The sequence below is a fragment of the bacterium genome (genome assembly GCA_035505375.1).
GTDB lineage: Bacteria > Hydrothermota > Tepidihabitantia > Tepidihabitantales > Tepidihabitantaceae > UBA2258.
Window position 1 is genome coordinate 34,474 of sequence record DATJQV010000012.1, and the last position, 25,329, is coordinate 59,802.

The 25,329-nt window shown below is 61.6% G+C and carries 20 protein-coding genes, 1 other RNA gene and 1 riboswitch; of the genes, 11 read left to right on the forward strand and 10 right to left on the reverse strand.

Annotation, left to right across the window (positions count from 1 at the left end; all coding sequences use genetic code 11):
• Positions 1–9: 9 nt before the first annotated feature.
• On the reverse strand, positions 10–2,574 hold the full coding sequence (locus tag VMH22_01705) for a hypothetical protein (protein HTW90412.1): 2,565 nt from the start codon (positions 2,572–2,574) through the stop codon (positions 10–12).
• A gap of 138 nt (positions 2,575–2,712) precedes the next feature.
• On the opposite strand from VMH22_01705, the gene VMH22_01710 reads away from it, so the two are divergent.
• Positions 2,713–3,951, forward strand: a complete 1,239-nt coding sequence (locus tag VMH22_01710; GenBank protein ID HTW90413.1) for an MFS transporter — start codon at positions 2,713–2,715, stop codon at positions 3,949–3,951.
• A 12-nt stretch (positions 3,952–3,963) separates the two neighbouring features.
• Positions 3,964–4,599 carry a hypothetical protein gene (locus VMH22_01715; GenBank protein ID HTW90414.1) on the forward strand — a complete coding sequence of 212 codons (636 nt, stop codon included), beginning with the start codon at positions 3,964–3,966 and terminating at the stop codon, positions 4,597–4,599.
• Between the two features lie 133 nt (positions 4,600–4,732).
• Here the strand turns inward: VMH22_01715 and VMH22_01720 are convergent, their stop codons facing one another.
• Entirely contained in the window at positions 4,733–5,392 is a 660-nt protein-coding gene (locus tag VMH22_01720; GenBank protein HTW90415.1) for a DUF559 domain-containing protein, read from the reverse strand.
• Positions 5,393–5,680: 288 nt separating this feature from the next.
• Between VMH22_01720 and VMH22_01725 the strand changes: the two genes are divergently transcribed.
• The 6 genes from VMH22_01725 to VMH22_01750 are packed head-to-tail and all read left to right on the forward strand — an operon-like array spanning position 5,681 to position 11,870.
• On the forward strand, positions 5,681–6,640 hold the full coding sequence (locus VMH22_01725) for an ABC transporter ATP-binding protein (protein ID HTW90416.1): 960 nt from the start codon (positions 5,681–5,683) through the stop codon (positions 6,638–6,640).
• Positions 6,637–7,566, forward strand: a complete 930-nt coding sequence (locus tag VMH22_01730) for an ABC transporter ATP-binding protein (GenBank protein ID HTW90417.1) — start codon at positions 6,637–6,639, stop codon at positions 7,564–7,566. Before VMH22_01725 ends, VMH22_01730 begins: the two co-directional genes overlap by 4 nt.
• The gene (locus VMH22_01735; GenBank protein ID HTW90418.1) at positions 7,559–8,743 is read left to right on the forward strand and encodes an ABC transporter permease; all 1,185 of its coding nucleotides are present in this window, start codon (positions 7,559–7,561) and stop codon (positions 8,741–8,743) included. The genes VMH22_01730 and VMH22_01735 overlap by 8 nt, the downstream gene beginning before the upstream one ends.
• Positions 8,740–9,855 carry an ABC transporter permease gene (locus VMH22_01740; GenBank protein ID HTW90419.1) on the forward strand — a complete coding sequence of 372 codons (1,116 nt, stop codon included), beginning with the start codon at positions 8,740–8,742 and terminating at the stop codon, positions 9,853–9,855. Before VMH22_01735 ends, VMH22_01740 begins: the two co-directional genes overlap by 4 nt.
• A 36-nt stretch (positions 9,856–9,891) precedes the next feature.
• Positions 9,892–10,761, forward strand: a complete 870-nt coding sequence (locus tag VMH22_01745; GenBank protein ID HTW90420.1) for an efflux RND transporter periplasmic adaptor subunit — start codon at positions 9,892–9,894, stop codon at positions 10,759–10,761.
• A 2-nt stretch (positions 10,762–10,763) separates the two neighbouring features.
• Positions 10,764–11,870 (forward strand): DegT/DnrJ/EryC1/StrS family aminotransferase, encoded by a 1,107-nt coding sequence (locus VMH22_01750; GenBank protein ID HTW90421.1) that lies wholly within the window; start codon positions 10,764–10,766, stop codon positions 11,868–11,870.
• Between the two features lie 8 nt (positions 11,871–11,878).
• Here the strand turns inward: VMH22_01750 and VMH22_01755 are convergent, their stop codons facing one another.
• From VMH22_01755 to arcC, 4 genes are all read right to left on the reverse strand, one after another.
• The gene (locus VMH22_01755) at positions 11,879–12,142 is read right to left on the reverse strand and encodes a HypC/HybG/HupF family hydrogenase formation chaperone (GenBank protein ID HTW90422.1); all 264 of its coding nucleotides are present in this window, start codon (positions 12,140–12,142) and stop codon (positions 11,879–11,881) included.
• A 39-nt stretch (positions 12,143–12,181) separates the two neighbouring features.
• Positions 12,182–12,553 carry a four helix bundle protein gene (locus VMH22_01760; GenBank protein ID HTW90423.1) on the reverse strand — a complete coding sequence of 124 codons (372 nt, stop codon included), beginning with the start codon at positions 12,551–12,553 and terminating at the stop codon, positions 12,182–12,184.
• A gap of 70 nt (positions 12,554–12,623) precedes the next feature.
• On the reverse strand, positions 12,624–13,859 hold the full coding sequence (locus VMH22_01765) for an asparagine synthetase B (GenBank protein HTW90424.1): 1,236 nt from the start codon (positions 13,857–13,859) through the stop codon (positions 12,624–12,626).
• 63 nt (positions 13,860–13,922) lie between these two features.
• A complete protein-coding gene (arcC, locus tag VMH22_01770) occupies positions 13,923–14,861 on the reverse strand; it encodes a carbamate kinase (protein ID HTW90425.1) in 939 nt (312 codons plus the stop codon).
• Positions 14,862–15,072: 211 nt separating this feature from the next.
• Here arcC and rnpB point away from each other — a divergent pair.
• Together rnpB and VMH22_01780 are read left to right on the forward strand one after the other, a co-directional pair.
• Positions 15,073–15,512, forward strand: an RNA gene (gene rnpB, locus VMH22_01775) — RNase P RNA component class A.
• A 478-nt stretch (positions 15,513–15,990) separates the two neighbouring features.
• Positions 15,991–16,674: a transposase gene (locus VMH22_01780; protein ID HTW90426.1), complete on the forward strand. Its 684-nt coding sequence runs from the start codon at positions 15,991–15,993 to the stop codon at positions 16,672–16,674.
• A gap of 126 nt (positions 16,675–16,800) precedes the next feature.
• Here the strand turns inward: VMH22_01780 and VMH22_01785 are convergent, their stop codons facing one another.
• Together VMH22_01785 and VMH22_01790 are read right to left on the reverse strand one after the other, a co-directional pair.
• Entirely contained in the window at positions 16,801–18,708 is a 1,908-nt protein-coding gene (locus VMH22_01785; protein HTW90427.1) for a hypothetical protein, read from the reverse strand.
• Between the two features lie 101 nt (positions 18,709–18,809).
• Positions 18,810–19,964 carry a kelch repeat-containing protein gene (locus VMH22_01790; protein ID HTW90428.1) on the reverse strand — a complete coding sequence of 385 codons (1,155 nt, stop codon included), beginning with the start codon at positions 19,962–19,964 and terminating at the stop codon, positions 18,810–18,812.
• A gap of 409 nt (positions 19,965–20,373) precedes the next feature.
• A riboswitch (cobalamin riboswitch) is annotated at positions 20,374–20,636 on the forward strand.
• Positions 20,637–20,662: 26 nt separating this feature from the next.
• On the opposite strand from VMH22_01790, the gene VMH22_01795 reads away from it, so the two are divergent.
• Positions 20,663–22,816: a TonB-dependent receptor gene (locus VMH22_01795; GenBank protein ID HTW90429.1), complete on the forward strand. Its 2,154-nt coding sequence runs from the start codon at positions 20,663–20,665 to the stop codon at positions 22,814–22,816.
• Here VMH22_01795 and VMH22_01800 read toward each other — a convergent pair.
• Together VMH22_01800 and VMH22_01805 are read right to left on the reverse strand one after the other, a co-directional pair.
• Positions 22,813–24,138, reverse strand: coding sequence for a M23 family metallopeptidase (locus tag VMH22_01800; protein HTW90430.1), 1,326 nt, complete (start codon positions 24,136–24,138; stop codon positions 22,813–22,815). The genes VMH22_01795 and VMH22_01800 overlap by 4 nt on opposite strands.
• A gap of 316 nt (positions 24,139–24,454) precedes the next feature.
• Positions 24,455–25,312 carry a hypothetical protein gene (locus tag VMH22_01805; GenBank protein HTW90431.1) on the reverse strand — a complete coding sequence of 286 codons (858 nt, stop codon included), beginning with the start codon at positions 25,310–25,312 and terminating at the stop codon, positions 24,455–24,457.
• Positions 25,313–25,329: the final 17 nt, after the last annotated feature.

A 25,329-nucleotide genomic window follows, 5' to 3' on the forward strand; every position in this document is an offset into this window, starting at 1 on the left:
GAACGGGCCTTAACGGTTCACGACTACGACCTTGCCAAGGTCGCGGTTGCCGTTGGGACTCGCGACCGAGTAGCAGTAGACGCCACTCGGCACATGTGAGACATTCCATCGCCACACGGCAGAATTGACTCGCTTGCTGTCCTGAACCAGACGGCCGGTGTTGTCGCGCACCACGACCCGGCTGCCGGGGACAAGGCGCTCGAAGACCATGTTCTGTCCCTGTCGGAACGCGAGCACACCCGCGTGGCTTCGCCCTGACTTGCGTTCGCTGCTGACGCCGGTCGCGGTCGAGCCTATCCTGAGTCCCGCGCCGAAGCTCGTGACCCACAGAGCACTAGTGTCGTATGGGCTGTAGAAGACCCGTTCCGGATGGCGGAACGGATAGCTATTTGCCAGGCCGAACGTAGGATTCCCGGAACGCAGGTTCTGGCAGTACCAGAGCCCGTTGACCTCGGTTGTCAGATACATCTCATTGGAATCGCGCGGACTCACGGTGCAGGAGCCGACGCGGTCGAGGCTGTTGATGCGGGTCCAGTTCGAGCCGCGGTCAGTGGTTCGGTACAGGCCGCCGAGACCGTTTGGCGGTCCGCCCCAGCCGCTGAACACGCAGCCGTACCAAGTGTTCTGGAGACTGTCATACGGGTCTACGACAAGGTCCATTGTCCAATAGTCCATGCCTGCGGCAGACTTGTCCTGCCAGGTCTGGCCCGAGTCGGTGCTCGCGAAGACGCCGGAACTGGCGGTGAAGTGGGAACTCGAATCGATGCGGCCCGAGTATGAAGCGAGTACGGTGCCGTCGTTGAGCACGCGGATGTTGAACGGATGCCCCTGCGTGCGCGGGGGCGCTGTGCAGTGGGTCCAGCTTGAGGTCGCGCCGTTCTGAAGGTCGTTGGTGACCCAGATGCCGCCCTGCCCGTTGTTGTGGTTGGCAACCGCCGCATACATCCGGTTCGGCCGATTGGGGTCGAGTTCAATCCAGATAACCGGCTTGGCGAAGTTGTGAAGCGTATTCCAGCTCGCGCCGCGGTCGGTCGAGAACTTGACGTTACCGTTGCCACCATCAATCCGCGCGTCAGTCAGGTACGTGCTCTGGTAGAGGTCGTGCACCGAAGAGATGGCCGCATAGAGCACGTGGGTCTGGGGATGCTCGACGAGGCGGTAGACAGAGTTCAGGTTGAGGTTCGGGATGATGGCCCACGTCATGCCTGCGTCGGTGGAGTGGATGCCGTTGATGTCAGTGGACCCGACGAACACGCTATCCTGATTGAGCCAGAGCACGTCCCAGCAGGAAGTGTTCTCAAGGCCTACGCCTTGATAGAACCGGCCGGGCGTGATGTTGCTGCCCTTTGAGTTCTGGGTCGCGGCAGACACGTAGCACTGACGCCAGTTCTGTCCGTCGTCGGACGAAAGGTGGATGAACCCGTAGTCACTGAATGCTAGCAGACTCGGATTGTTGGCCGCAACTGAGAAGCCCATGGCGCACTCGGCGTATCCCCAGCCTCGGTCCCCGCCAGAGCCGCACCAGCCGGTGTAGATATTCTGGTTGCCCGCAGCCAAGAGAGTCTCGACCCAGGTGTCGCCGGCGGTCGTTGTCTTGAAGACAGTCGGGGCACCGGCAGAGCCGCTACCCGCCAGATAGGCCGTGCTCGTGTCGTTCTGAGCCATCGCGACGAAGAACGGATAGTCAGTGCCAATCTGGATGCCCTTCTCCTTCAGGGTCCAAGTGAAGGAAAGGGGTCGAGGATTCAAGGATTCAAGGATTCCAGCGCCCGACACTGGACCACTAGTCCACTGGACCACTTGACCACTCGTTGAGTAGATTCCCTTCGCGATATTCCAGTAGTCACTCCCGAAGATCCCCACATAGATGTTCGCCGTATCGGCCGCCACTCCGTAGAACCTGACCGTCCCGCCCTGTTTCGCTCCGGCGAAGGAAAGCATTCCCTGGCCTGCGGGCAGGCCGGTGTATGACTGCATGTTGAACGTGCTGCCGCCGTCGGTGGAAACCAATAACCCGGCGTTGGTGCCGACGTAGATGTTGGGCAGATCCCAGAACGTGCCCGCGATGTAGGCCCCGCCAAGCATCGGGCTTGTGTACTTCAGGGCGAAGCTGCTGCCACCGTTGGACGAGTAGTAGAGGTGAGTGTAATCGACGACGAGCAGATTGGTCGTGTGGTTCGGGTCGACCGCCATCTCCCAGCACGCGCCACCGGTCGGGTCGCCTATAAGTGCCGACCAAGAAGTGCCGCCGTCGGTCGTCTTGACCGGCGTCATGCCGTCGTTCGTGTAGTCCACGCTGTACCGCACCTGCGGGTCAGATGTGAACTGGACCCCGACGTGATTGCCGCCCTGAATCACGCTGAAGTGCTCGATGTTCCAGGTGTGGCCGGTGTCGACCGAATGGAAAAGCTCGCTCATGTCGCAGCCCGCGTACATCTCCGCGGGATTGGACGGGTTGAATACGGGGTTGTAAAGCGCGCCACCGCCGCCGATACCTCTGGACGCCCAGTTGGCCGGCTGGGCCAGCGCCGCGGCACCAAACGCCAGAACCGTCGCAAGCACTCTCAATCGCATCTCACTTCCTCCTGTCCGTACTGAATGACACGTGCCGGAGATTCTCACCAGAGGGAAGATTCTAAGCCGAGCGCCTTGACGGTCAAGCGCCGGGTGCGCCTGCGTTGACTTCGTTCCAGAGCCGCATATGCTGGCCCCATGGAAAACGCTGGAGCAACGGTCATGGAACAGCAATCGTTCCGGGTCTACGGCTATCGGTGGATCGTTCTGCTGAGCTTCATGTTCATCGTGGGCATGAACCAATTGCTCTGGATAACATTCGCGCCGATAACCGGCGCCGCCGCTCAGTTCTACCATACAACCGACCTCGTCATCGGACTGCTCTCCATGAGCTTCATGGCGGTCTACATTGTGCTTGTCATTCCTTCAGCCTGGATGATAGACACGCTCGGATTCCGCACCGCGGTCGGCATCGGCGCCATCCTGACCGCGATCTTCGCGTTGACGCGCGGCCTTTTCGCGACCAGCTTCCCCCTGGTTCTCGTCTCCCAAATCGGCATCGCGATGGGCCAGCCGCTCGTGGTAGGAGCCGTAACCAAGGTCGCCGCCACGTGGTTTCCGGTCAAGGAACGCGCCACCGCCTCCGGGCTCGGAACTCTCGCTGTCTACCTCGGCGTCCTTGTCGGCATGCTCATCACGCCCGCGCTCGCGGTCAGGTACGGCATGGCGTCGATGCTCCTCATCTACGGAATCGTCACGGTCGTCTCCGCGCTGTGCTTCTTCATCTTCGCCAAAGGGAAGCCGGCAACGCCGCCCTGCCCGGCCGGCCATGACGTCCGAGTGCTGATGTTCGACGGGCTGAAACAGATGCTGCGCCAGCGAGACTTCCTGCTGCTGCTCGCGATTTTCTTCGTCGGCCTGGGGATGTTCAACGGAGTATCGACGTGGATTGAGGACATTGTCCGGCCACGTGGGTTCTCGATTTCGCAGGCTGGTTTGCTGGGCGGTTTAATGCTCATCGGCGGCATCATCGGCGCAGTTATCCTGCCCATCCTCTCGGACAAGGCCCGTCGACGCAAGCCGTACATCATACTGTCGCTCTGCGGCCTGATTCCCGGCCTGGCGGGAATGGCGTTCGCGACCAGCTATTGGCTGCTGCTGATTTCGGGCTTCCTGTTCGGGTTCTTCCTGCTCAGCTCCGGACCGATTGGATTCCAGTTCGGCGCCGAACTTACACACCCGGCGCCGGAAGGCACGTCCAACAGCCTGCTGCTGCTGATGGGTCAGGTCTCAGGCCTGATATTCATCTTCGGCATGGACGCGCTCAAGTCCCCGGCGACCGGCGCGATGACCGGCTCCTTGCTGGCCCTGCTGGGACTGACTGTTCTCTGCGTCCTCCTTGCCACCTTCATCAAAGAACGCCCTTTGACCTGCTAAGGAGCATCGCGCATGAACATGAGTTTGGGACGCGTCACAATCGCAGCCGTGCTCGCGCTCGCGGTTGCCACGTCAGCAATCGGCCAGACCCCCGAAGCCACCAACAGCCACGCAGCACCATGGGTCGCCTATGCCGCAGAGACAGGAGGCAGCTACCTCGGAGCAGCCCTCCTCGGCGGGACGGTTGCCGCTGCGGTCTTACTGCCCTTCTACACCGACAATCCTCCAGAGACGAAGACGGAACCCGCGGTAATGCTGGGCATCGCGGGGGCGCTTGGCTTGGTCGGATGCAGTGGTGGAACCTGGCTCGTGGGAAGTGCATTTGACCAACACGGCCAGTTCCTGTCAGCCCTCGGTGGCGCAACTGCAGTGTCGCTGGTCGGCGTAGGAGTGTACGCCGGCGGCGTGGGATTGCAGCACAACTACTCGCCAGTCCCGTTCCATGTCGGTGAGGTGATGAAGTACATTGGGGCCGGGTTGCTAGTCAGCGCGCCCGTCGCAGCAGTGCTCGGCTACAATCATTCGCGGCCGGCGGACGGCTACAGCAGCAGATTCATTCCCGGTTCGGTCGCGCTAGGCGCAGCGCGAGATGCCAGCGGCGTCGTTCACCCTTCTCTCGATGTGAAACTTCTCTCCGTCAGATTCTGATTCGACCGAGTGTCCTCGTGGCTATTGATTTTCGCGCAAGTAATGGTTCCCGTGTCACCCTCACCCTTCCCTCCCCCTCGAGGGGGAGGAAATAGAAGGGAGGGGGAACAGTGTCGCATTGCTTGTGCGAACGTCAACAGCGCCGGCTCGGCGAGTCAGTGACACCGCCGAGGCGGCGGATGGTTCTCTTGACGGTTTCCACGCACCGGCCCGTGTCGCCAAGAATCCTTCTGCCTGAGAACCGCAGAATGTGCCAGCCCGCGGTTGTAAGCGTGTTGTCGCGCTCGCGGTCCTGTTCGGCCTTGTCGCGGCCCGCATGATAAGCCTCGCCGTCACACTCGATGTCGAGATTGCCGTCCCGACAGAACACGGCCATGTCGAGCATGTAACCGGGCTTGTCTTCCCCGACGAAGAACTGCCGCTCCGCCGATTGGCCCGCGTCCTTGAGGGTGAAGTACAGCTTGTCCTCAATCGGACTCACCTTGAACAGGTCGTTAATCTCTTGTGCACGCAGGAGGCGCTCAAGGCTGGTCGGTATGAATACGATTCTCCGCCACCTCAGACTTGGAATCGGACGCGGTAGGCGCGTCATATCGCCGAGCCTCACCTTGCAGTATTCCGCCTCGGCACGAGCGTGCGTCGGCTCATCCGGCAGCAGTTCGCGCCGCTTTGCCATCTCGATGCTGCGAACCGGCGCGTACCAGTTGACGGCCCACTTCTCGTCGCCGAACAGCCTTGTCTGATAGAATGCGAGATACCGAATAATGTCCAGTCCTTCCGGCGCGGTGCGCACCGGGATTCGGTACCAATGTTCAGACCGTACGAGTTCCCAGTCTTTCCTTCGCGTTGTGACGCCGACGAGCGCGGGCGTTTCCGGGCCAAACACTCTAACACGCCAGACTGGCCTGCGACCACTCACGCGACATTGTAGGTCGGCGGCATCCGGACGCAAGCATCTGACCGACTGAATCAGAACTGGTATCGTGACACTTCAGATGTCCTCGGTGGTCCTTATCATCGACTCGTCCTGCTTTCTCACTCCGCTTGCGCAGACTCTGAGTCCGGCCTAGAATCCACACTCATGACGGCCCTGTCGGTCAGCGGACTCGGCAAGACATATGGCCACGTTGCGGCGCTCAATGATGTATCGTTTGAGGTCGCGCCGGGCGAGCTGTTCTGTATCTCGGGGCCGGATGCCGCCGGCAAGTCCACGCTACTGCGCATCCTCGCCGGCACGCTGAAGCCCGATTCGGGCTCGGTGACAATCCTCGGCAGCGACGGCGTCAGCCGGCCGCCCATCCTTCGCTACTCAATCGGCTACATGCCGCAGCGGTTCGCCATCTATGCCGACCTGACCGCTGAGGAGAACCTCGCCTTCTATTGCGCGTTCTACGGTCTGGGTCGGGCCAGGACCGACATGCGGGTCGAGTACTTGCTCGGATTGACCCGGCTGGCCCGGTTCCGGAAGTTCCGTGCGGGCAACCTGTCCGGTGGCATGAAACAGAAGCTGGTGCTGGCGTGTGCGCTGGTACACGAGCCGGACATGATGCTTCTCGACGAGCCAACGACCGGCATCGACCCGCTGTCCCGCCGCGAGTTCTGGGGAATCCTGACCGACTACCTTGCCCGTGGCAAGACCATCATCTACTCAACGGTCTATCTGGAAGAGGCGCTGCGCTCGAACCGGATAGCTTTGATGGACTCCGGCACCGTTAAGGTCTGCGATACGCCGGAGAACCTTCTGGCCCGGGTCCGGAACCGGCGCTTCACTGTCGCCACAGACGCACACGAACAGGCAGCGGCCGCACTCAGCGCATGTCCTCTGGTTGCTTCAGTGCAGCCACTGGGCTCGGGTGCAGCGTTCCTTATCATGGACACGCACGAGGCTCTGGAAGCCGCAATCGCCGCCCTCGCCGCAGCGGGCGTCACGGCGAAGCCCGAGCCGGCCCAGCCCACGCTGGAGGACGTGCTCATCCTCGCCGCGGGACATGACCGAAATCCTCCCGGGATTTCGGGTCGTGTCCCAAAGCGGCCCCAATGACCACCAACGCCATCGAAGTCCATGACCTTGTCCGTCGATTCGGTAGCTTCACCGCGGTCGATGGCATCTCCTTCGCGGTCGAGCAGGGCGAAGTGTTCGGTTTCCTCGGCCCCAACGGCGCGGGCAAGACCACCGCTATCAAGGTATTGAACGGCATTCTTGCGCCCACGTCAGGAACCTGCCGTGTGCTCGGGTTCGAGTTGCCCCGCGACAACGCCCGGCTTAAGCAGTCCATCGGTTACATGTCCCAGAAGTTCTCGCTCTACGAGGACCTGACCAGCCGCGAGAACCTCCGCTTCTTCGGCTCGGTGTACAGTCTCAAACGCGAAGTCCTCGGCGAGGCAATCGAGTCAATGGTCGCGCGGTTCGGACTTGAGCGGTTCGCGGCTATGCAAGCCAAAGAACTCCCGTCCGGCGCGCGCCAGCGTCTCGCCCTGGCCTGTGCCCTGCTTCACGACCCGGGCGTGCTGTTCCTCGACGAACCGACCTCGGGCATGGACCCGACCTCTCGCCGGCAGTTCTGGGAACACGTCCACCGGCTTGCATCCGCCGGCAAGACTGTGCTGGTGACGACCCACTATCTTGACGAGGCCGAGTACTGCAACCGGCTCTGCCTCATCAACCAGGGGCGCATCATTGCCGAGGGCACGCCCGCGCAGGTGCGCTCGTTATCCCGGGCTACTGCTCTGACCGTTGTCTGTTCGCCGCTTAACCGCGGCCTCGTCGCGCTGCTCAGCCGGCCGGAGCTTGGCGATACCGCCATCTACGGCGGCAGCCTCCGCCTGGTCACGCCCGACCCCGACTCGGCGCAGCGCGCGATTCCCGGCCTGTTCGAGCAGGCCAACGTGCGCCTGGACTCCGTCGTCCGGGATGCGCCAACCCTGGAAGACGTCTTCGTGCAACTGGTCAGGGAATCCAATGGGTGACGAACTCGCTCCTCACGACGCGTCGAGCGTGCAGCGCCGAACATCAGGTGAAGCGCGTCTGGCGGCGCGCTCGCTTGCCGCGGTCACCAACAAGGAGTTCATCCACATTCTGCGCGACCCGGGCACGCTCGTCATCGCACTCGTGATTCCGGTTGTGCTATTGCTCTTGTTCGGCTACGCACTATCGCTGGACGTCCGCGAAGTACCTTTCTGCCTCCTGGACCAGAGCCACACTCAAAGCTCGCAGGACTTCGCAGCACGATTCACCGCGTCCGGCTACTTCAAACTGGTCGGCACAGTTGGAAAAGAGGCCGACGCGCATCACCTGATTGACCAGGGCCGCGCCCGGATGGCCCTACTCATCCCGATCGACTTCGCGCGCGACCAGACTTCGGACCGGGTCAGTCCGGTCGGGCTTCTAATCGACGGCTCCAATTCGCTGACCGCGTCGGTCATCCTTGCCTACACGGAGGCACTGATGCAGAGGATCGGAACGCTGCCCGCGGCAGCCACCGGTCCGGCGGTGTCTCTAAATAACCTGAGCCTGCGACCACGCATACTCTTCAATCCGACCCAGCGCAGCACCGACTTCCTGGTGCCCGGCATCCTTGCTATTATCACCATGTTCATGACCATCCTGCTGCCGTCCATGGCGGTCGTGCGCGAAAAGGAGCACGGTACTATTGAAATCCTGCGATCCGGTCCGATTCGGCCGGCCGCCTTCATCGTCGGCAAGCTTCTCCCCTACGCTCTCATCTGCATCCTCGACCTGCTCATGGTCATCATCGTCGGCGCGCTCGTCTTCGGCGTCAGGATTCAAGGCAGCTTCCTGCTGCTGATTGCTCTATCGGTCCCGTTCCTCGTGACCGGCCTTGCGTTCGGCCTGCTCATCTCGACGCTGGTCGAAAGCCTGCAGGTCGCCATGTACTCGGCTTTCCTGGTGTCGGTGCTGCCGACAATTCTGCTCTCGGGATTCGTGTTCCCGATTGCGTCAATGCCCAGGTTCGTCCAGTTCATCTCGCTTCTGGTTCCGGCCCGCTACTTCCTGACCGTGGTCCGCGGCATCTACCTGCGCGGGGCCGGGTTCGGCTCGCTCTATCCGCCGCTCCTGGTTATCCTCTTGTTCGGCACGGTGCTCATCGCCGTCTCGGTGGAACGGCTGCGGAGAAGCCTGTGATACAGCACATCCTGGCCGTGGCCCGCAAGGAATTCCTCCAGTTGCGCCGCGACCGCCGCACCCTGCCCCTGATACTGATCGCCCCGGTGCTCCAACTCCTGCTCTTCGGATATGCCGCGACCCAGGATATCCGCAACGTACGCCTCGCCCTCGTCGACCAGTCCCAGTCGCCGGTGAGTCGTGAGATCGGACGGGCGCTATCCTCCTCCGGCACGTTCCGCGTCTTCACTGTCACGGACCGTGCGGAACTGCAGGCGGCAATGCTGCGCGGTGACGCGACCATCGGCCTGGTGATCAGGCCTGACTTCGAGCGCCTGTTGCTCCAGCGGAGCAGCGCCGGCCTCGAGGTCTTTGCCGACGGCTCAGACCCGAACACGGCCACGGTAGCGGCCGCCTATGCGGAGCGGATTGTCGCTGGTGTCATCACCAACCTGATCACGGCCCGGTTTCCTGCTCTAATCTCCGCACTCAGCGTAGACCTAGTACCGCGTGTACTCTACAACCCGAATCTGGCAAGCCGTAACTACATGGTGCCGGGCGTGCTGGCCATGGTGCTATTGATCATGACGACCATAATGACCTCGGTGGCAATCGTGCGTGAATACGAGCGCGGGACCATCGAGCAACTCGTGGTCACCCCTCTGCGGCCGACCGAACTGCTTGCCGGCAAGCTCATCCCCTACGTCATCATCGGCTACGCAGACGTGCTTCTTGTCACGACCGTCGCCACCGCCTGGTTCCGAGTCCCGATTCACGGTTCCGTCTTGCTGCTGTTCGTACTGGCCGGTCCGTTCCTGCTGGCCACGCTCGGATTCGGCATTCTCAGCTCGACCATAGCGCGGTCCCAGCAGCAGTCGATGCTCATCTCCTTCCTGTTCATGATGCCCAACACCCTGCTATCCGGGTTCATGTTTCCCATCGAGAGCATGCCCAAACCGGCCCAGTACTTCACGTACCTGATTCCCGGCCGTTACTTCCTGGTCATCGTCCGAGCCATCTTCCTCAAAGGTGTCGGGCTCGAGGTGCTATGGCCCGAAACCCTGGCCCTGCTGCTGCTCGGCTCGCTCATCCTTGCGGTCGCTGTCGCTCGCTATCGCTCTCGACGCACTTGACCCCTTGACTACTTGCTTGCTAGACTTCTCGACGTCATGAGGAATCGCTTCCCGCTCATCGCGGTCGTCGTGGTCGTCCTGGCGCTGGTAATCGCGCTCGTCGTATCGCAGAGTTCCGGCCGCCGGAGCGACTCGGAATCATCCGGTACTATCGAGTCGTACGAAGTCCAGGTCGCCTCCAAGGTCAGCGCGCGAGTCGTGGCCGTGCGCTGCGAAGAAGGTCAGACGGTGAAATCCGGAGACACGCTGTTGATACTGGACGACGCCGACTATCGCAACGCGGCTCTGGCGGCACGGGCCCAGTTGCTGGCGACACAGGCCAACCTCTCAGCCGTGCAGTCGCGCGCGAGCCTGGCTGATTCCAGCCTGGCCCGGCTGCGCCGGTTGTTCGCGGCGGGCAACCTGTCGCGCCAGGAGATGGACAAGACCGAGTCCGACGCCAGGGCTGCTGACGACGCGCTGGCGGCGGCCCGCACGGCGGTCGACGCCGCCAGGGCGCAGGCTGACATCGCGGCTGAGAGATTGAGCGACTGCACCGTCACTGCCCCGATCGCGGGCACGGCCTCAGTCGTCGCATTCCGGGTCGGCGAAACCGTGATTGCGGGCTCGACACCGGTGACCATCATCGACCTCAACCAAACCTGGCTGACTGTCTACCTTGCGGAAAGACTCCTGGGTCGCGTAAAACTCGGCGACTCCTGCCGGGTGCGCGTTGACGCCTACCCGAAGCGCGACTTCAAAGGCGTTCTGTCCTTCATCGCCGACAAAGCCGAGTTCACGCCCAAGGATATCCAGACCAAAGAGGAACGCATCAACCAGGTCTATCGGGTGAAGATAACGCTCCCGAATCCCGACCGCATCCTCAAACCCGGCATGCCCGCAGACGCCTACCTGAGCCTGCACTAGTCTTGTCCATCCGCATTCCGCTCTACGACACCGTCACCGAGAACCGGCAGTTCGCGGGCGACTTCCACGAAGCACTCGAGCGGGTTCTCGCTTCCGGTCGATTCGCGCTCGGAAACGAGTTGGCGACCTACGAATCCTCGCTGGCAGAGTATTGCGGAACGGCTCAAGCCGTAGGAGTCAAAAGTGGGACTGATGCCCTGGTACTGACGTTGAAGGCGCTTGGCGTCGGCAAAGGGGACGAAGTCATTACCACCTCCTTCACATTCTTTGCCAGCGTTGAGGCCATCATGCAGGTCGGCGCGAAGCCGGTCTTCGCCGACATCGAACCCGGCACTCTCTGCCTCTCGCCCGACGCCTGCGCTGCGGCCATGACGCCCGCGACCAGGGCGGTAATGCTGGTCCACGTATTCGGACACTGTGCCAACATCGAGTGCTTCACTTCCCTCTGTCAGGAGAACAACATCGCCCTCATCGAGGATGCGGCACAGGCACTCGGGGCCACCTGGAAAGAACGCAAGCTCGGCTCATTCGGCGCAACCGGGACTTTCAGCTTCTACCCGACCAAGAACCTCGGCGCGTTGGGCGATGCGGGCGCAATCGTCACATCGGACGAGGAGCTTGCGGAAAGGCTGAGACAACTCCGTTCCCATGGCCGGGCCGAAAACGGACGGCATGTCTCCCTGGGATACAACTCGCACCTGGACGAACTGCAGGCCGCCTTCCTGCAGATCAAACTCACGCGACTCGACGCCGAGCTGGCCCGGAGGCGTGAGCTTGCAGCTCGCTACGATGCGGACCTGCCGCCTGAGGCCATGCCGGTACGCGGTGCAAACGGCTGCCGGTCAAACTACCACCAATACGCGATTAGAACCGACCGCCGTGATGCGCTCAGACAGTCCCTCTTGGAACAGGGCATCGGAACCGGCGACTACTATCCCGTACCTGCCCACTCGGAACCGGCGGCGGCGGCGGCCGGCCCGTTCCGGCCGCTACCCGAGTCGGAACGTGCCTGCAAGGAAGTGCTCACTCTGCCGATCCGGCCGAGCCTGACCGACGAGCAGCAGAAGACAGTTATTGATGCGGTTCGGCGGTTCTTCGCCGGAGTCTAAGAGCCAGCCTACTTGCCGGCTTTGCGCCGGCTACGGACTTCTTCCTGCTTCGCTTCAGCAATATCGCCGATCTGCCTGAGCAGCTCCAGGTTCTCCTCCGCCTCTTTCTGGTCGAGTATCTGGATAGCGAACCCGGCGTGGACAATGACGTAGTCCCCGACCTTCGCGTCGGGCGTCATCATGATTGACACTTCCCGCTGAATGCCGCCGACCTCGCCGACCGCATCGGTGCCGTTGACGGAGACTAGTCTAAGAGGAACTGCGAGACACATATCAACGAAGAGGGTTCAAGGATTCTAGGGTTCGAGGGTTCAAGTGGCGGAACGCCTTTGCTGCAACGACCTTATAAGCGCCTTGAGTAGTCGCTCGACGTCGCCAATATCGCCTTTGGCTCGCATCGACTGATCAAGCTTCAGAAAACCGAGGTCAGCAGCCAGCAGAATCTGGGTCTCTAGTTCACAGAGTGACGCATATGCGATGTGTAACGACTGAAGATACTCGCCCGTTGACCTTCTGCCGTACCCCTCGGCGATGTTGGATGGTACCGATACGGCAGCCCGCCTGATTTGCGACACCAGGCCGTACCGCTCCTCTGCGGGGAGACCTGAGGTCAGGCGGTACGTCTCAAGACATAGCTGATAAGCCCGCTGCCATACCGTCAAGTCCTTGTAGCTCCTCAGCATCCTTCTGCCCGCCCACTCGTCCGATCCTTCACCCTGGACCCCTTGAACCCTCGACCACTGGAACCCGTTCTCATGTCTTCAGCGGCTTCTTCTCCGCCGCCGGGAACAGAACGTTGTTCAGTATCAACCGGTAGCCCGGCGAATTCTTGTGCAGGGAGAGGTCGGTCGGCGGGTCGTGCACCCGGTGCGCGTAGTCTTCAGGGTCGTGCCCGCCAAAGAACGTGAACGTGCCCTTGCCGTAGTTGCCATGGATGTACTGCACTTCCTCGGTATTCGCTACCTCACCCAGGTTGAGCACGTCTTTCTTGATGAGGGTGCGTCGGAATCCGCAGGTCTGACCCAGAAACTCCTTCACCAGCCCGACGTGGTCCTGCACAAGCATGCAGGGCACCGGGTCGTACTTGGCTGAAAAGTCGAACAGCGAGATGTAGACGTTCGGCCCGCGGGCGGTGGCTTCGATATAGGTGTTGATGTCCGAGTGGTCGTAGAGCATCGCGTCGGTGTACACGTGGAAGTTCTCAAACGCGAGGCAGCCATTGTAGTCCAGCTTGGACGCGTAGCCCGGGTCAATGCCGTCGCCGTCGAATACCGCGTCGCAGATGTCCGTGTTACGCGCGGCCCAGCCTACATCAATCGTCTCGGTGGCTGAACACATCGCGAACAGCATGCCGCCGTTTTCCACGTACTTGTGTATCATGTCCACGACTGCCAGGTCCATCTGGCTGACCTTCTTGTACCCAAGCTCGGCCGCGGTCTTGACGTTCAGGGCGACGTCGCGCTGGTACCAGTTCTCCTGCCGGTATGAACCGTAGAACTTGCCGTACTGGCCGGTGAAGTCCTCATGGTGCAGGTGCAGCCAGTCGTAGCCCGTGAGCTTGCCCTGCAGGACCTCCTTGTCCCAGAGCACGTCGTACTTGATGCCGGCATAATCCAGAGCCAGCCGGACCGCGTCGTCCCAGGGTTCCTCAGTCGGCGGCGCATAGACCGCAATCTTGGTTGCCCGCTCCAGCTTTATCGATTCCATGTTGCTCTTCTCGATAGTCGAACGAATCTGCACGACCTCATCCGGCCCGACCGTCTGATACGCCACACCATTGAGCTGGCATTCTCGCTCCGCCTGCTGCTCAGGCGGGAGCAGAAAAGACCCGCCACGATAGTTGAGAAGCCACTCTGCCTTCTGGCCGCGCTGCAGCAGACGGTAGACGACTCCATAAGCCTTCAGATGGTCGGTCTGAGTCAGGTCCATCGGTATCAGCACCATTGTCTGCGCCGACAGAGCCGTGAACAAGGCCAACGCAACGAGCAAGAGCGACGCCTTTCGTCGCAACCCGGGCATTCTGAATTCTGGATTCTGCACTCTGGATTCTCTCTAGACCGTGATATGCGTCCCGGCCCTGCCGGCCAGCGCTTCGGCCAGATGGTCCGGATCGGTGACTATGACCTCTTTGCCACCGTGTTCGAGGAAATCGAGCGCCGCCTCGACCTTGGGGCCCATGCTGCCGGAGGGAAACTGCTTGGCGGCCAGATACTCTCGCATCTCAGCAACTGAGACGTGGCCCAACGGGCTTTGGTTTGCCTGCCCGTAGTTCACATAGACCTGCTCTACCGCGGTCGATATCACCAGCCGCTCGGCCCCGAGCTCCGCCGCCAGCAGACTCGAAGCGAGGTCCTTGTCTATCACGGCCGCCACACCCTTCAGCATCCCATTGTCTCGGACCACCGGTATCCCTCCTCCGCCGCACGCAATCACGACCGCGCCGGACTGAAGGAGCGACTCGACCTCCGGCTTCTCCACGACATCCACCGGACGCGGCGACGCCACCAACCTCCTGAAACCGCGGCCTGCGTCTTCGCGCAGGACCCAACCGAGCTCACGCTCAAGCCTTGCCGCCTCGCCTTTGGTGTAGAAAGGTCCGACCGGCTTCGACGGATGCTGGAACGCCGGATCAGCCGCGTTGACGACCACCTGCGTGACGACGGTCACGACCGGCTTCGCGATGCCGCGCTGCCGGAACTCGTTGTCCAGCGACTGCTGAATCATGTACCCGATTTCCGCCTGCGTCTGGGCGTTGCAGGCATCAAGCGGGACCTCGGGCAGGCGGTTGCGGGCAAGGTGCGACCGAATGAGGATGAACCCGACCTGAGGCCCGTTGCCGTGCGTGACGACGACGCCGTGACCGGCCTCGACGATGTCGGCAACATGCCGGCACGTAAGCGCGGTGGTCGCGAGCTGGTCGGTGAACGAGCTGCGGCTCTCCGACCGAATCAGGGAGTTGCCGCCGATAGCCAGCACAGTCATGGGATTCATCAGACCTATAGGTTATCACAACGGCCAGAGGAATCAAGACCACCAACGGGCTAAACCCGAATGACGAAGCACGAAGACCGAATGAAACTCGAATGCAGGCAAACGGTGAATTCAGGCATTCGGGCTTCAATCGTCATTCGGACTTCGAGCTTCGGGATTCTGCCTCGGCCGCCTGCTTGCTATCGCAGGGAGTCGGGCTAGAATTGAGCCGGAGGCGGGTCGGACGGTCGCCCCCAACCAACGCCGAACGCCAAACGCCGATGTCCGAAGTTCTGAAATCGGAGTTCGGAGTTTGCACTTCGGAGTTGCCACGGGGGAGGAAAGTCCGAGCACCGCGGGCGAGGCACTCGTTAAGAGCGAGGCTGCGGGTCGGAAACGGCCCGTGGACGGACAGTGTCACAGAAACCACACCGCCGCGTGCTTGCACGCGGCAAGGGTGAAAAAGTGCGGTAAGAGCGCACTATTCCGAATGGCGACATCCGGAATGGAAAAACCCTGCCCGGTGCAAGACCAACATGAGAACCGGACTGGCCCGGTCCATTCAAGTTCTCGGGTAGGTCGCTTGAGACGTGCGGGCAACCGCGCGCCCAGATAAATGACCGTCACCCGGCTTGCCGGGGACAGAACTCGGCTTACAGACCCGCCTCCAATCTGCTTTGTGTCCCATGCCGTGAGATGCCGGAGGCCGGTTCGCGTCCCGAGCCGGCCGCACGAGTCGCAGCGGGAGTCGCGGTCGGAGTCGCCCTCAGAGTCCCCCCGCAAGTCCTCACCCATTTCACCTCAGGAGTCGCCTCCGCAATCGCCTTCCACACGACGAGGCAAGTGACCTTCCGAATCGGACGGCGAGTCCCAGCCGGAATCGCACACAGACTCACCATCGCAATCGCCGCCAGAACCAACCCAAGAATTACCGTCCTTGTCGCTTTGCATGTCGCCGTCCGAATCACCCCGGGAACCGTTCCCGGAACGGTTCCCAAGGCGACTCGCAATGCCGTCGCTCTTGTGATGCTCACGACCACCAACTCCGCTTCTTGCAATCACTTAGCCGACCCGCACGCCTCCCCGACACCTAATTAGGGACAGTCACCCTATTTCTTGACATCAATCGATCTGTCGGTAGCATCTGCGCGTGCCGAGAATAGCGCGGATCGTGGTTCCCGGTGTTCTGCACCACGTTACGCAACGCGGGAACAACCGGCAGGACGTATTCCTCACGGATGGTGACCGTGAGTTCTATCTCGGGCTACTGCGCAAGCGTTCCGCACAATACGGATTGGAAGTGCTTGGATATTGCCTGATGACAAACCACGTCCATCTGCTCGTCAGGCCGCAGACGGCTGATGCCATAGCTCGGGCATTGGGGCGCACTCACTTCATCTACGCACAGCGATTCAATACGGAGCACTCCCGCAGCGGTCACTTGTGGCAGGCTCGTTTTTATTCCTGCCCTGCAGAGGAAACTACCCTCCTCGCCATCATGCGCTATATCGAGCAGAACCCGGTGCGTGCGCGTATCGTCACCCACGCCTGGGAGTACCCATGGTCAAGCGCTGCTTTGCACGTCGGCAGGCGGAAGGACTCGGGCATGATCGACGCAGCATCGTGGGCTAATCAGATTGCACCGGCCGAATGGCGCACGCTATTGCAGGAAGCTGAGGACGAGGGGCGCGTAACGGAGATCCGCCGCCGCACCATGATTGGCCGGCCGCTGGGCAGCCCTGAGTTTGTCAGCGAAGTCGAGGCGAAGTTAGACCGGCAGCTCGCCTATCGACGACCAGGCCGGCCGCGCAAGGCCGAGCCAGAGCAGCAGTAGCGCTCGTACCCAGGGCGCCCGGGGTGGGACCCAGAGCCGAAACTGGTTTGGCCCTATGGTAATCAATCGTCCCCGAAATCCCCGTCGGCAAATCCGCTCTGGCAAGCCCTGCGGATGAACCCGGGTCTACCGCGCGACTACTACCGGCACAGTACCAGCACCTGCGGCTGACAAATAGTACACTCCCGGCCGCAGGTTGCGCAGGTCGAGCGTGGTCTGCGGGCTGCCTGCCGGCACGACCGTTCGCGCGACCAGCCTCCCACAGACGTCATGGACTCGTAGCTCGCGAGCGCCTGCCCACGACGGGAGACCGATTTGCAGCCGACCACGGCAGGGACTTGGAAAGGCCCGCAGAGTAGCTGCCGGGCCGACGGCGCGGCGTTCGGTAGCACCGCTGGGAACAAGGCCGGCCAGTTGGTGCAGGTAGATTATGGCGCGGACTTCGTTCTGAACTTCCTGTGTCTCCGGAATCCAGACCGGCGGGTACGACACGGCGTACACTTTGTTCGCCGGGTTCATGACCGAGTCATTCACCTGGGTCCACACGCTCATTCCCGCCCCGCCATAGGCAACGGCTGTGGCGCTGTCAACTAACTGGATGGCGTGTCGGTTGTCCGGAATCCTCGGGTTGCTGTCAACCTGCGGCTGCATCCGCAGGTAGGCGCCCGGGACATGCTTCATGAACCGGGCTGCCTCACGCTCCTGCCAGAACGCCACGGAATCGACCGACTTCGGCACCGGGCCGCCTGAATCCGTGCTGGACTGATACCGGTCCGCCGGACCCTCGAAATCGAGCAGGAATCTTATCCGCGGCTCGGGATACCGCGCGATCATGCCCGACCCCATCGTAATGCCGTAGCCCGTGGTGTAAACCACCAGCCGGCTTGTGTCCACATAGTCTCGACTCGCCAGAAGCGACTCACAGGCGTGCATCCCGTCCTGCTGCACGTACCCGTCGTAGTTCTCCGTGTATGCCCCGCTCCGGCCTCTGCCGTCCGGGTCAAAGTGCATGAACGCGAAGCCGTCCGACGCGATGTCGTCGGGTGTCGTGGTCGAATCGAGCTGGCTGCCGTACCCTTTGCCGCCCGGCACAAAGATCACGCCGGGCACGCGATTCGAGGGCCCGGCATAGGCCGGCCGGTGGATGTGCACGTACAGGCTGCAGCCGGAGGAAGGGTTGACTACCCAAAGAGTCTCGACCACTTCCGGCGCGGTGTTCGGATACTGCCAAACGATGCTGTCCGCCGTGTTCAGTTCCACCACCCGCTCAAACTCAGAGACAAGCGTGTTGCCGGTATTCAGCCGCACCGCGGTACACGGCATCGTCAGACCGGCGGCGCTCCAGACGATCGCCCCCGAAGAGTCTACCTCGATGACCCGGTTATGGCCGGGGTCAACTATCAGCGTGTTGCCGTTCAAAAGGCGCTGAGCGCATGAGGGCATGGTGATGCCGGTGGCATAATGCCAGACTACCGTGCCGGTCGAGTCGACCTCTATTACCTGACTGCTGTCCGAGTTGCAGATAAGCGTGTTGCCGTTCGCCAACCGGCTGCCGTTGTGCGGTGCGACGAGATTCGAGCAGCTCCAGACAATCGAGAGGTCGGGCGTGACCTCGATGACCCGGTTGTCGTCACGGTCGGTAATAAGCGTGCGGCCGTTTGCCAAACGGTAGGCTTCGTTCGGGTAGTGCAGTCCTGATGAATCCAGCCACACACGGTCGCCGTCGAGGTTCACCTCGAGGACCTTGTTTCCGCCGCTCGAAGACATCAGCGTGTTGGAATCCGCCAGTCGGCGCGCGGTGTGAAGAAACGGCACGTCGCCCTTGATATACGCCCAGACCAGCCGGCCCAGGCTGTCCACTTCGAGCGCACGGGAATCATTGCCGGTGAGGACGGTGCCGTCGGCAATCAGCGTGTTGCCGTTAGGCAGACGCTGGACACCAAGCGGCGCAATCTGCACCGAGGCCGAAGCAAGCGACAGGCAGCCCGCCACGGCGACGAGAATAACGGACAACGGTAACCAACGGTGATTCAAGCACACCTCCTGTATTTTAACCATGGGGAGAATACGTCATAGGGTAGTGACCGAATGACTCGGCGTCACGCACTCGCGTCCCATGAAGGCTGCCGGGCCTGTCAGCGCGCTACCCCCCGCATTGCGTTCCGCCAGCCGCTGTGTGTGGTATCCGGAACCCCGCGCCAATGCTCCGTCGAATAGCCGGGGCCGTCTTTCCCGCCTACGTGGTTGAGACCTTCAACCGGACCCGGCCACTCCGCAATCGGTCCATAGAACGCACCGGTAACTCCCACGGGGATAGTACCTTCCTCAGTCCAGACATTGGTGCCGGGATTCCACCAGGCTACGCCGTTCCTGGGCGTCCAACAATCGGCGCCGCCCCAGCAGTAGAGTCGTTCGAGAATACCGGAGCCCCACGGCGCGAAGTTAGGCGAATTGCCGCCGACGCAAGCTGGCGGAGCGGCTTCGGTCGTCCATGTGTGAGAAATCGGATCGTAGACCTGAAAGGAGCCATTAGTATAGAAACCACCGATTTCGTAGATCTTGCCTTGGCTGGCGGCCATAGCGCCGAAGTAGCAGTTTCCGTGAAATGGAGCGGTGCGCACCGACCACGTGCCCTGCCTGATGCTGTACACGTACATGCTGTTACCGAAGTTGCAGATGCAGAAGATGGAGTCGCCGAGGGTCGCGCCCATGTTGCCATAGGAGCTGACGGGTAGGGACGCCATCTCGGTCCAGGCGTTGTCTGCCTTGGTCCAGTGGTAAACGCTGCGACCGTAGGTGCCGTTATAGAAGCCGAGTGTGTACACGCCGGATGAGTCGGTACCGCCGCCATCATCCTGCCAGTACACTGCGCTCTGGTTGCTGGAGGGCACCGGCAGGTCAGCTATCTTGGTCCAGGTGTTGGTTCGCGAATTGTACCGATAGCACGATTGCAGGTAGCTACTGTCTTGTCCGCCGATTCCGCCGATAGCGTACAGAAAGCTGCTGTCGGCCTGCCGCTCCCACGCGCCCGCCATCCCACGGAAGACGCCCTTGGCACCCGGATAGCTGGCCCTAGTGCTCCAGTTTGTCGCTTCCTGCTGGTAGGACTCGCTGGGCGGCAGGACACCGTTGCGCGGGGGCGCGCACGCCGGGTCGAGGGCCGCCTGCGAAGCAAGCGCGGTATTTGATGGCGCGGCGTATCTGACTGGACAAACGCCGCCGTTCTGCAGCGCGACGAGGCTGCCTGCAAGCAGCAGGCAAAGTATCGCGGCTTGACCAGCTTTAGACATGTCTACCTCCAGTTGACTGTCGCTAACCCGTTACCTAAGTCTGAGAATCCACACAATATTAACCCCACGTCTGTGGTTGTCAAGTAGGGGGAAAAGCGGAGGTTAACCAGACTCACCCTATTTCGGGAAGCTTTGCGACATCAAACGAGCCTACAGCTAACAGCCTTCAGCTAGCAGCTTCCGGCAGGCCGGCAAGACCATTGTAGATTTCAGATTGTCGATTGTAGATTGGCGGGTGGCCGCGGCTTCGCCGCAAGCCGTGCAGTTCCTGGTCCATAGTCCTACGCCCGTCCGATTCGTTTCCGTCTTGCATCGCCGGCCCGCGATGATACTCTTATCCCAACAATCTGGAAGAGCGGTGGAAGACCGGGTGCGTGTCCACGCACGAACGGTTGCGCAAGCTTGGGACACGATCCCAAATCTCGGAGATTTGGGTCATGTCCCGCGCACAGGGAAAGCCGTGTGAATCGGCTGCGGTCCCACCCACTGTGAGCGGTTCCTCGCTCTGTCACACTGACGACTCGGATAGTCAGAATGCAGGGCCAGTAGGTTCTGACTTCTGGTTTCTGAATTCTGAATTGTCCGGTTCGGTGTACTGCCACTGGCCTTGGCCGGGAAGGCGACAGAGTCATGCCGCAAGCCAGGAGACCTGTCCGCCGCCTCCAATAGGTTCAACTTGTGAGGAAAGGAGAATCGTGATGCAGACGAAGTCAAAGGGCAAAGGTCAAAGGGGAAGTGTCAAAGGACCCGGAGCGACCCGGCTTGCCCTGCTGGTTGCGCTCGCCGGGGTGGCCGCAGCGGGAACGCTGCGAGGTGTGGTGCTGGATGCCGAAACCCGGCAGCCGGTAGGCTATGCAGCAGTCAATGTCCCAGACTTGGAACTCAGCACGACGGCCGACTCAACCGGCTCATTTGCGCTTGAGCTTGGGTCCGCTCCCAGTCGCATAACCGTCGTGATCTCTCGCGTCGGGTATGAAGAGCGTCGCTGGGACGATGTCAGCGTCCAACGAGCCGCGGCTTTCTACCTGCGACCCAGCGCGGTCCGAATGAAGGGAATCTCCGTAACCGCATTTCGCACTCCGACTGATATCAATCGCTCCGGCCCGGTCTCGGTAATCGAGCCCGGCGACTCAGCCGTCAGCGGCGGCACCAACGTAGCAGACCTGCTGCAGGATATGCCATCAGTCATGCTGAAGGACTATGGCAACCTGACGACCATCGGTCTGCGCGGCGCCAACGCGGAACAAACCCTCATACTCTTCGATGGAGTCAGGCTAAATTCCGCCCAGGACAACCTATTCGACCTGACTTTGCTGCCCTTGTCGCAGGCCCAGCGGTTAGAAGTCGTCAGGGGCAATAACTCAGCCCTGTATGGCGCCAACTCCATCGGCGGGCTGGTCAACGTACTCACGCCTGACCCGGAATCGCTCGGCGCGAAGGCGGTCGCTGGCCTCGGCTCGTTCGGTCGGCGCTATCTAGAGGCTACGCACACCAACTGGTCGGCCCCGCTTGGTTACGTCGTTACCGGCAGCCTGAGCCGAACCGGTGACAAGTTCACGTACCGGGACACGATGGACTCGCTGCATGAGCGCATCAACTCCGGCATTAACTCCGAGGACGTGATGGCCAAGGGCGTCTACGCGCAAGGCCCGCACCGTGTGTCATTGCTAGGCGAATACGGCATCACCCGGCGCGGCGAGCCAGGTCCGACTTCCTGGCCGGCGGACAGCGCCCGCATGGAGGAGTACCGCGGTATCGCGCACCTTGCCTACGACCTGCAGGAGACCGACAACTCCAGGCTCGAATCGCGACTCTACTATCACCAGTCTTGGCTGCACTATTGGGACCCGGATACGCTGGCGTGGGCCAATGACACGCACGTTACGACTATGGCCGGGCTCAACGCGCAGCAGACGACGCATCTTGCCGAATGGGCCACAGCGATTGTCGGACTTGAGGGCGCGCGCGAGCAGTTCCGAAGTTCGGCCATCGGCACCCCCCAGCGTCTGACCGGCTCAGGCTGGGCCGAGGCGCGTTTGAATTGGCTGGGCTTCGACATTGTGCCGATGGCGCGATACGACTGGCTGGATGATTCGAGGCAGGAGCCGGACTCCATGCTCACCCGCTCCAGAACCCGTGTCATCAATCCCAAACTCTCACTGAGCTACTCAGCTTCTTCCTGGCTCAACCTCTACGCCTCGGTCGGACGGTCCTTTCGCGCCCCGACCTTCAATGAACTCTACTGGCCTGCGGACCCATGGACCAAAGGCAACCCAAACCTGAAACCGGAATGGGCGACCAGCGTGGACCTTGGCGTGTCGGCCCGGTACGAGTCACTACTTTCCGGGCGGCTCGGGCTCTGGCACTCATCCCTGACCGACCTCATCGAGTGGCAGCCGGACTCGGCCTATGTCTACAGGCCGGTGAATCTCGACACCGCAACCATCACCGGAGCTGAAGTCGAGTTCTGCCTTGGTGCCAGGCACGCCGGCCTTGACGGCAACGCCACTTACATGCTCGCCCGCTCACACGGCATGGACCTCATCTACCGACCTCGACTCAGCTTCGGCGTGTCGCCATGGGCCGGCTGGGGCATAGCAGAGATGACCTGCGACGTCCGCTACACTGGTTCGAGGTACACGACACCGGACACGTTGCCGCCGAGCGGAGCGAACTCGCTGCCCAGCTACCTATTGGTCGATGTCGGCCTGGCAGTTAGTCCGACATTCGGCCACATAGGGACCGCGCTGCGCGGCGGAGTCCGCAATCTGTTTGACCGGCAGTACGAAGTGATGAGAGACTATCCGGTTCCGGGTCGCAACTGGTACGCTGAAATCGAGCTGAAACTCTAGTGCGCCGACGCTTTGGACTGCGGGAGAGGAAGCTCCCGCTTTTCCTGAGCTGAATCAGGTACGGTCACCGGCCCTGGCGGCCTGGCCAGGTCGGCGAGGTAGGACGCTTTGAGCGCGTTGAACTCGGGCATGTTCTTCGATGCCACCGGCTCGGCCCGCGGCGGTATCACTTTCAATGGATTCACCGGCTTGCCGCCCTGCCTCACCTCGAAGTGCAAGTGCGGCCCGGTTGCCAGGCCGGTCATCCCGACGTAGCCGATTGTCTGTCCCTGCCGCACGCTACGTCCTGCACTTATGCCCGCTCCGTAGCGAGACAGATGTCCGTAGCAGGACACGAGCCCGCCCGAGTGGCGGATTTCCACGAAGTTGCCGTACCCGTCGTTGGGCTGGGCCATGGCAACCGTCCCGTCGGCGATTGCGCTCACCGGCGTACCGGTCGGCGCTCCGTAGTCAACGCCCGTGTGCTCCCGCCATGTCCGGAGGATTGGATGATATCTCATGCCGAAATAGGACGTCACCTTGGCAAACTGCAGAGGCGACCGCAGCACGGTCTTGCGCAGCGACTGTCCCTTGTCGTTGTAGTAGTCCCAGTGCCCGGACGGACCTGCGTAGTAGAAGCCGTAGAAGTTGCCGGCCTTGCCCTGGAAGTGCGCAGCGTAGACGCGACCGTCCTTGTAGAACTCGGAGTCGACGTAGCACTTGTCGACCAGCAGCTCAAAGGAATCACCCTCGTTGACCTCGGTCAGGAAGTCCACCTCGTAGCCCAGAATCTCGGCGAAATTCACAATCAGCGCGGGCGTCTCGCCGAGGTCGGTCATCGAGTTCCAGAGTGACCCCTTGATGGTGCCGCGAACTACCACGCAGGTGGTGTCGACCGGCTTTGTCTCCTTGCTCGCAGTCGAGCCGTTTGAGTCAAAGTGCACCGAGTAGAATGTCACCGGGTCCTTGCTGTAGGTAACTGCTGAGAGGTTCAAACCCCGGTACGTGAACTTCACCCTGTCTCCGGCCTTCATGCTCCTGAAGTTGAAGTCAGTCTTCGACAGGGCCGTGCAGACATCTTTGACCTGGTCGGCAGAGAGACACCAACGGGCAAGTACCCCGGCCAACACCTCGCCCTTGCTCAAGCTGTCCTTGGCAGCGTAGGTCGAGTCGGAACTGGGAACGTCCGGCCCGCACACCGGACGCTTCACACTGCGCCGCCGGGCGAACAGGAACATCCCCGCCAACAGCGCCAGCAGGACAAGAACCAACCCGACCCACAAGAACGAGCGGGGTTGTCGCACCGGCTTGGAAGGCCCAGTCGGCTCGATGTTCTGTTCCATGGCGACTATCCGGCAACTCCAAATCCGGCCACTGCCGGGCAGGCAGTAAGAGATGGCATGCCGGTTCGGACGCTCAACGGCATCATTGAGTTGTAACTTCTGTGTGCACCAGTCGGGTAAGACTAGCGGCTCAGAAGTCTAAGGCAACACCTGCCGTCCGAAATCCGACACAGGAGATCACCATAGAGGCACGAAGACACCTAGAGGGTGATGATGGTAATCGACACTCTCCGTGGGCGCTCCGCATGCCTGTCCGCGCTTCGGACACTTCTGACTTCTGAAATCTAGCTTCCGGCTTCTGACTTCGTCCAAGAGCCTACCGCGGCAGGTCTTCCTGAATTGTCACGCCCGCCTTCACGGCTGCCACGACGTCCGACGCCCGGCCGAAAGTCGTCACGTCGCCGGACACACTCGATCGCGAGGCGTCGCATTCCGGGCAAGGATGGAATGTGACCGAGAAGTCCCCGCGTAGGGCCCAGCTTTCGACTATTGACTTCTCCCCTTTCGCTTCCCGGACCTGCAGATAGAGCATCTCGGGCAACTCGACTTTGGCGAACGACGCCACGGTCCCGCACTGCTCGCACGGTCTCTGGACTCTGGTTCCGACCTCGAACCTGGCCTTCTCCAGCACTTCGTCGGGCAGGTCATTGTACTCGTATGTGCGTATCAACTGCCGACCTCCGCCCGGGCCGGAACCCTCTGCCATCATCAGCCATATCTTGTCGAGCACGGGATTGTCGTCGTGGACGGAGAGCACATACCGAGCCCTCTCCTCACCGGTCAATAGTTCCCGCGCCCGGCGCTCATCGAGCTCGGCGCTCTTGATCGTCTCCTGCCTTAGCTTCACCCTGCGCCGGCCCTCGGCAATGAACCCGGCCAGCTCTTCATCCTCGTACCTGAGCTTCGGGTCCATGTAGCGGATGAGCATCTTGATACGGTAGATGGCCGTACGGTCGAAGAAGAAGATGGCAGGCCAGGCCACGACGTACGCAAACCCGCGGAGAATCCCGACCAGGATGTCGAGCGAGAACTCTGAATCCGAGCGGTACTCACCATCCAGATAGTACAGACTGAGGTGATACAGAACGGCTATGGTGATTCCGGTCAGGAACCAGAGGGCGAAGATAGGCACCGCAACCGATACGAGTTCCCGGGCCACATCTGTATCAAGCATCGCTCCCCCTTTCGGCC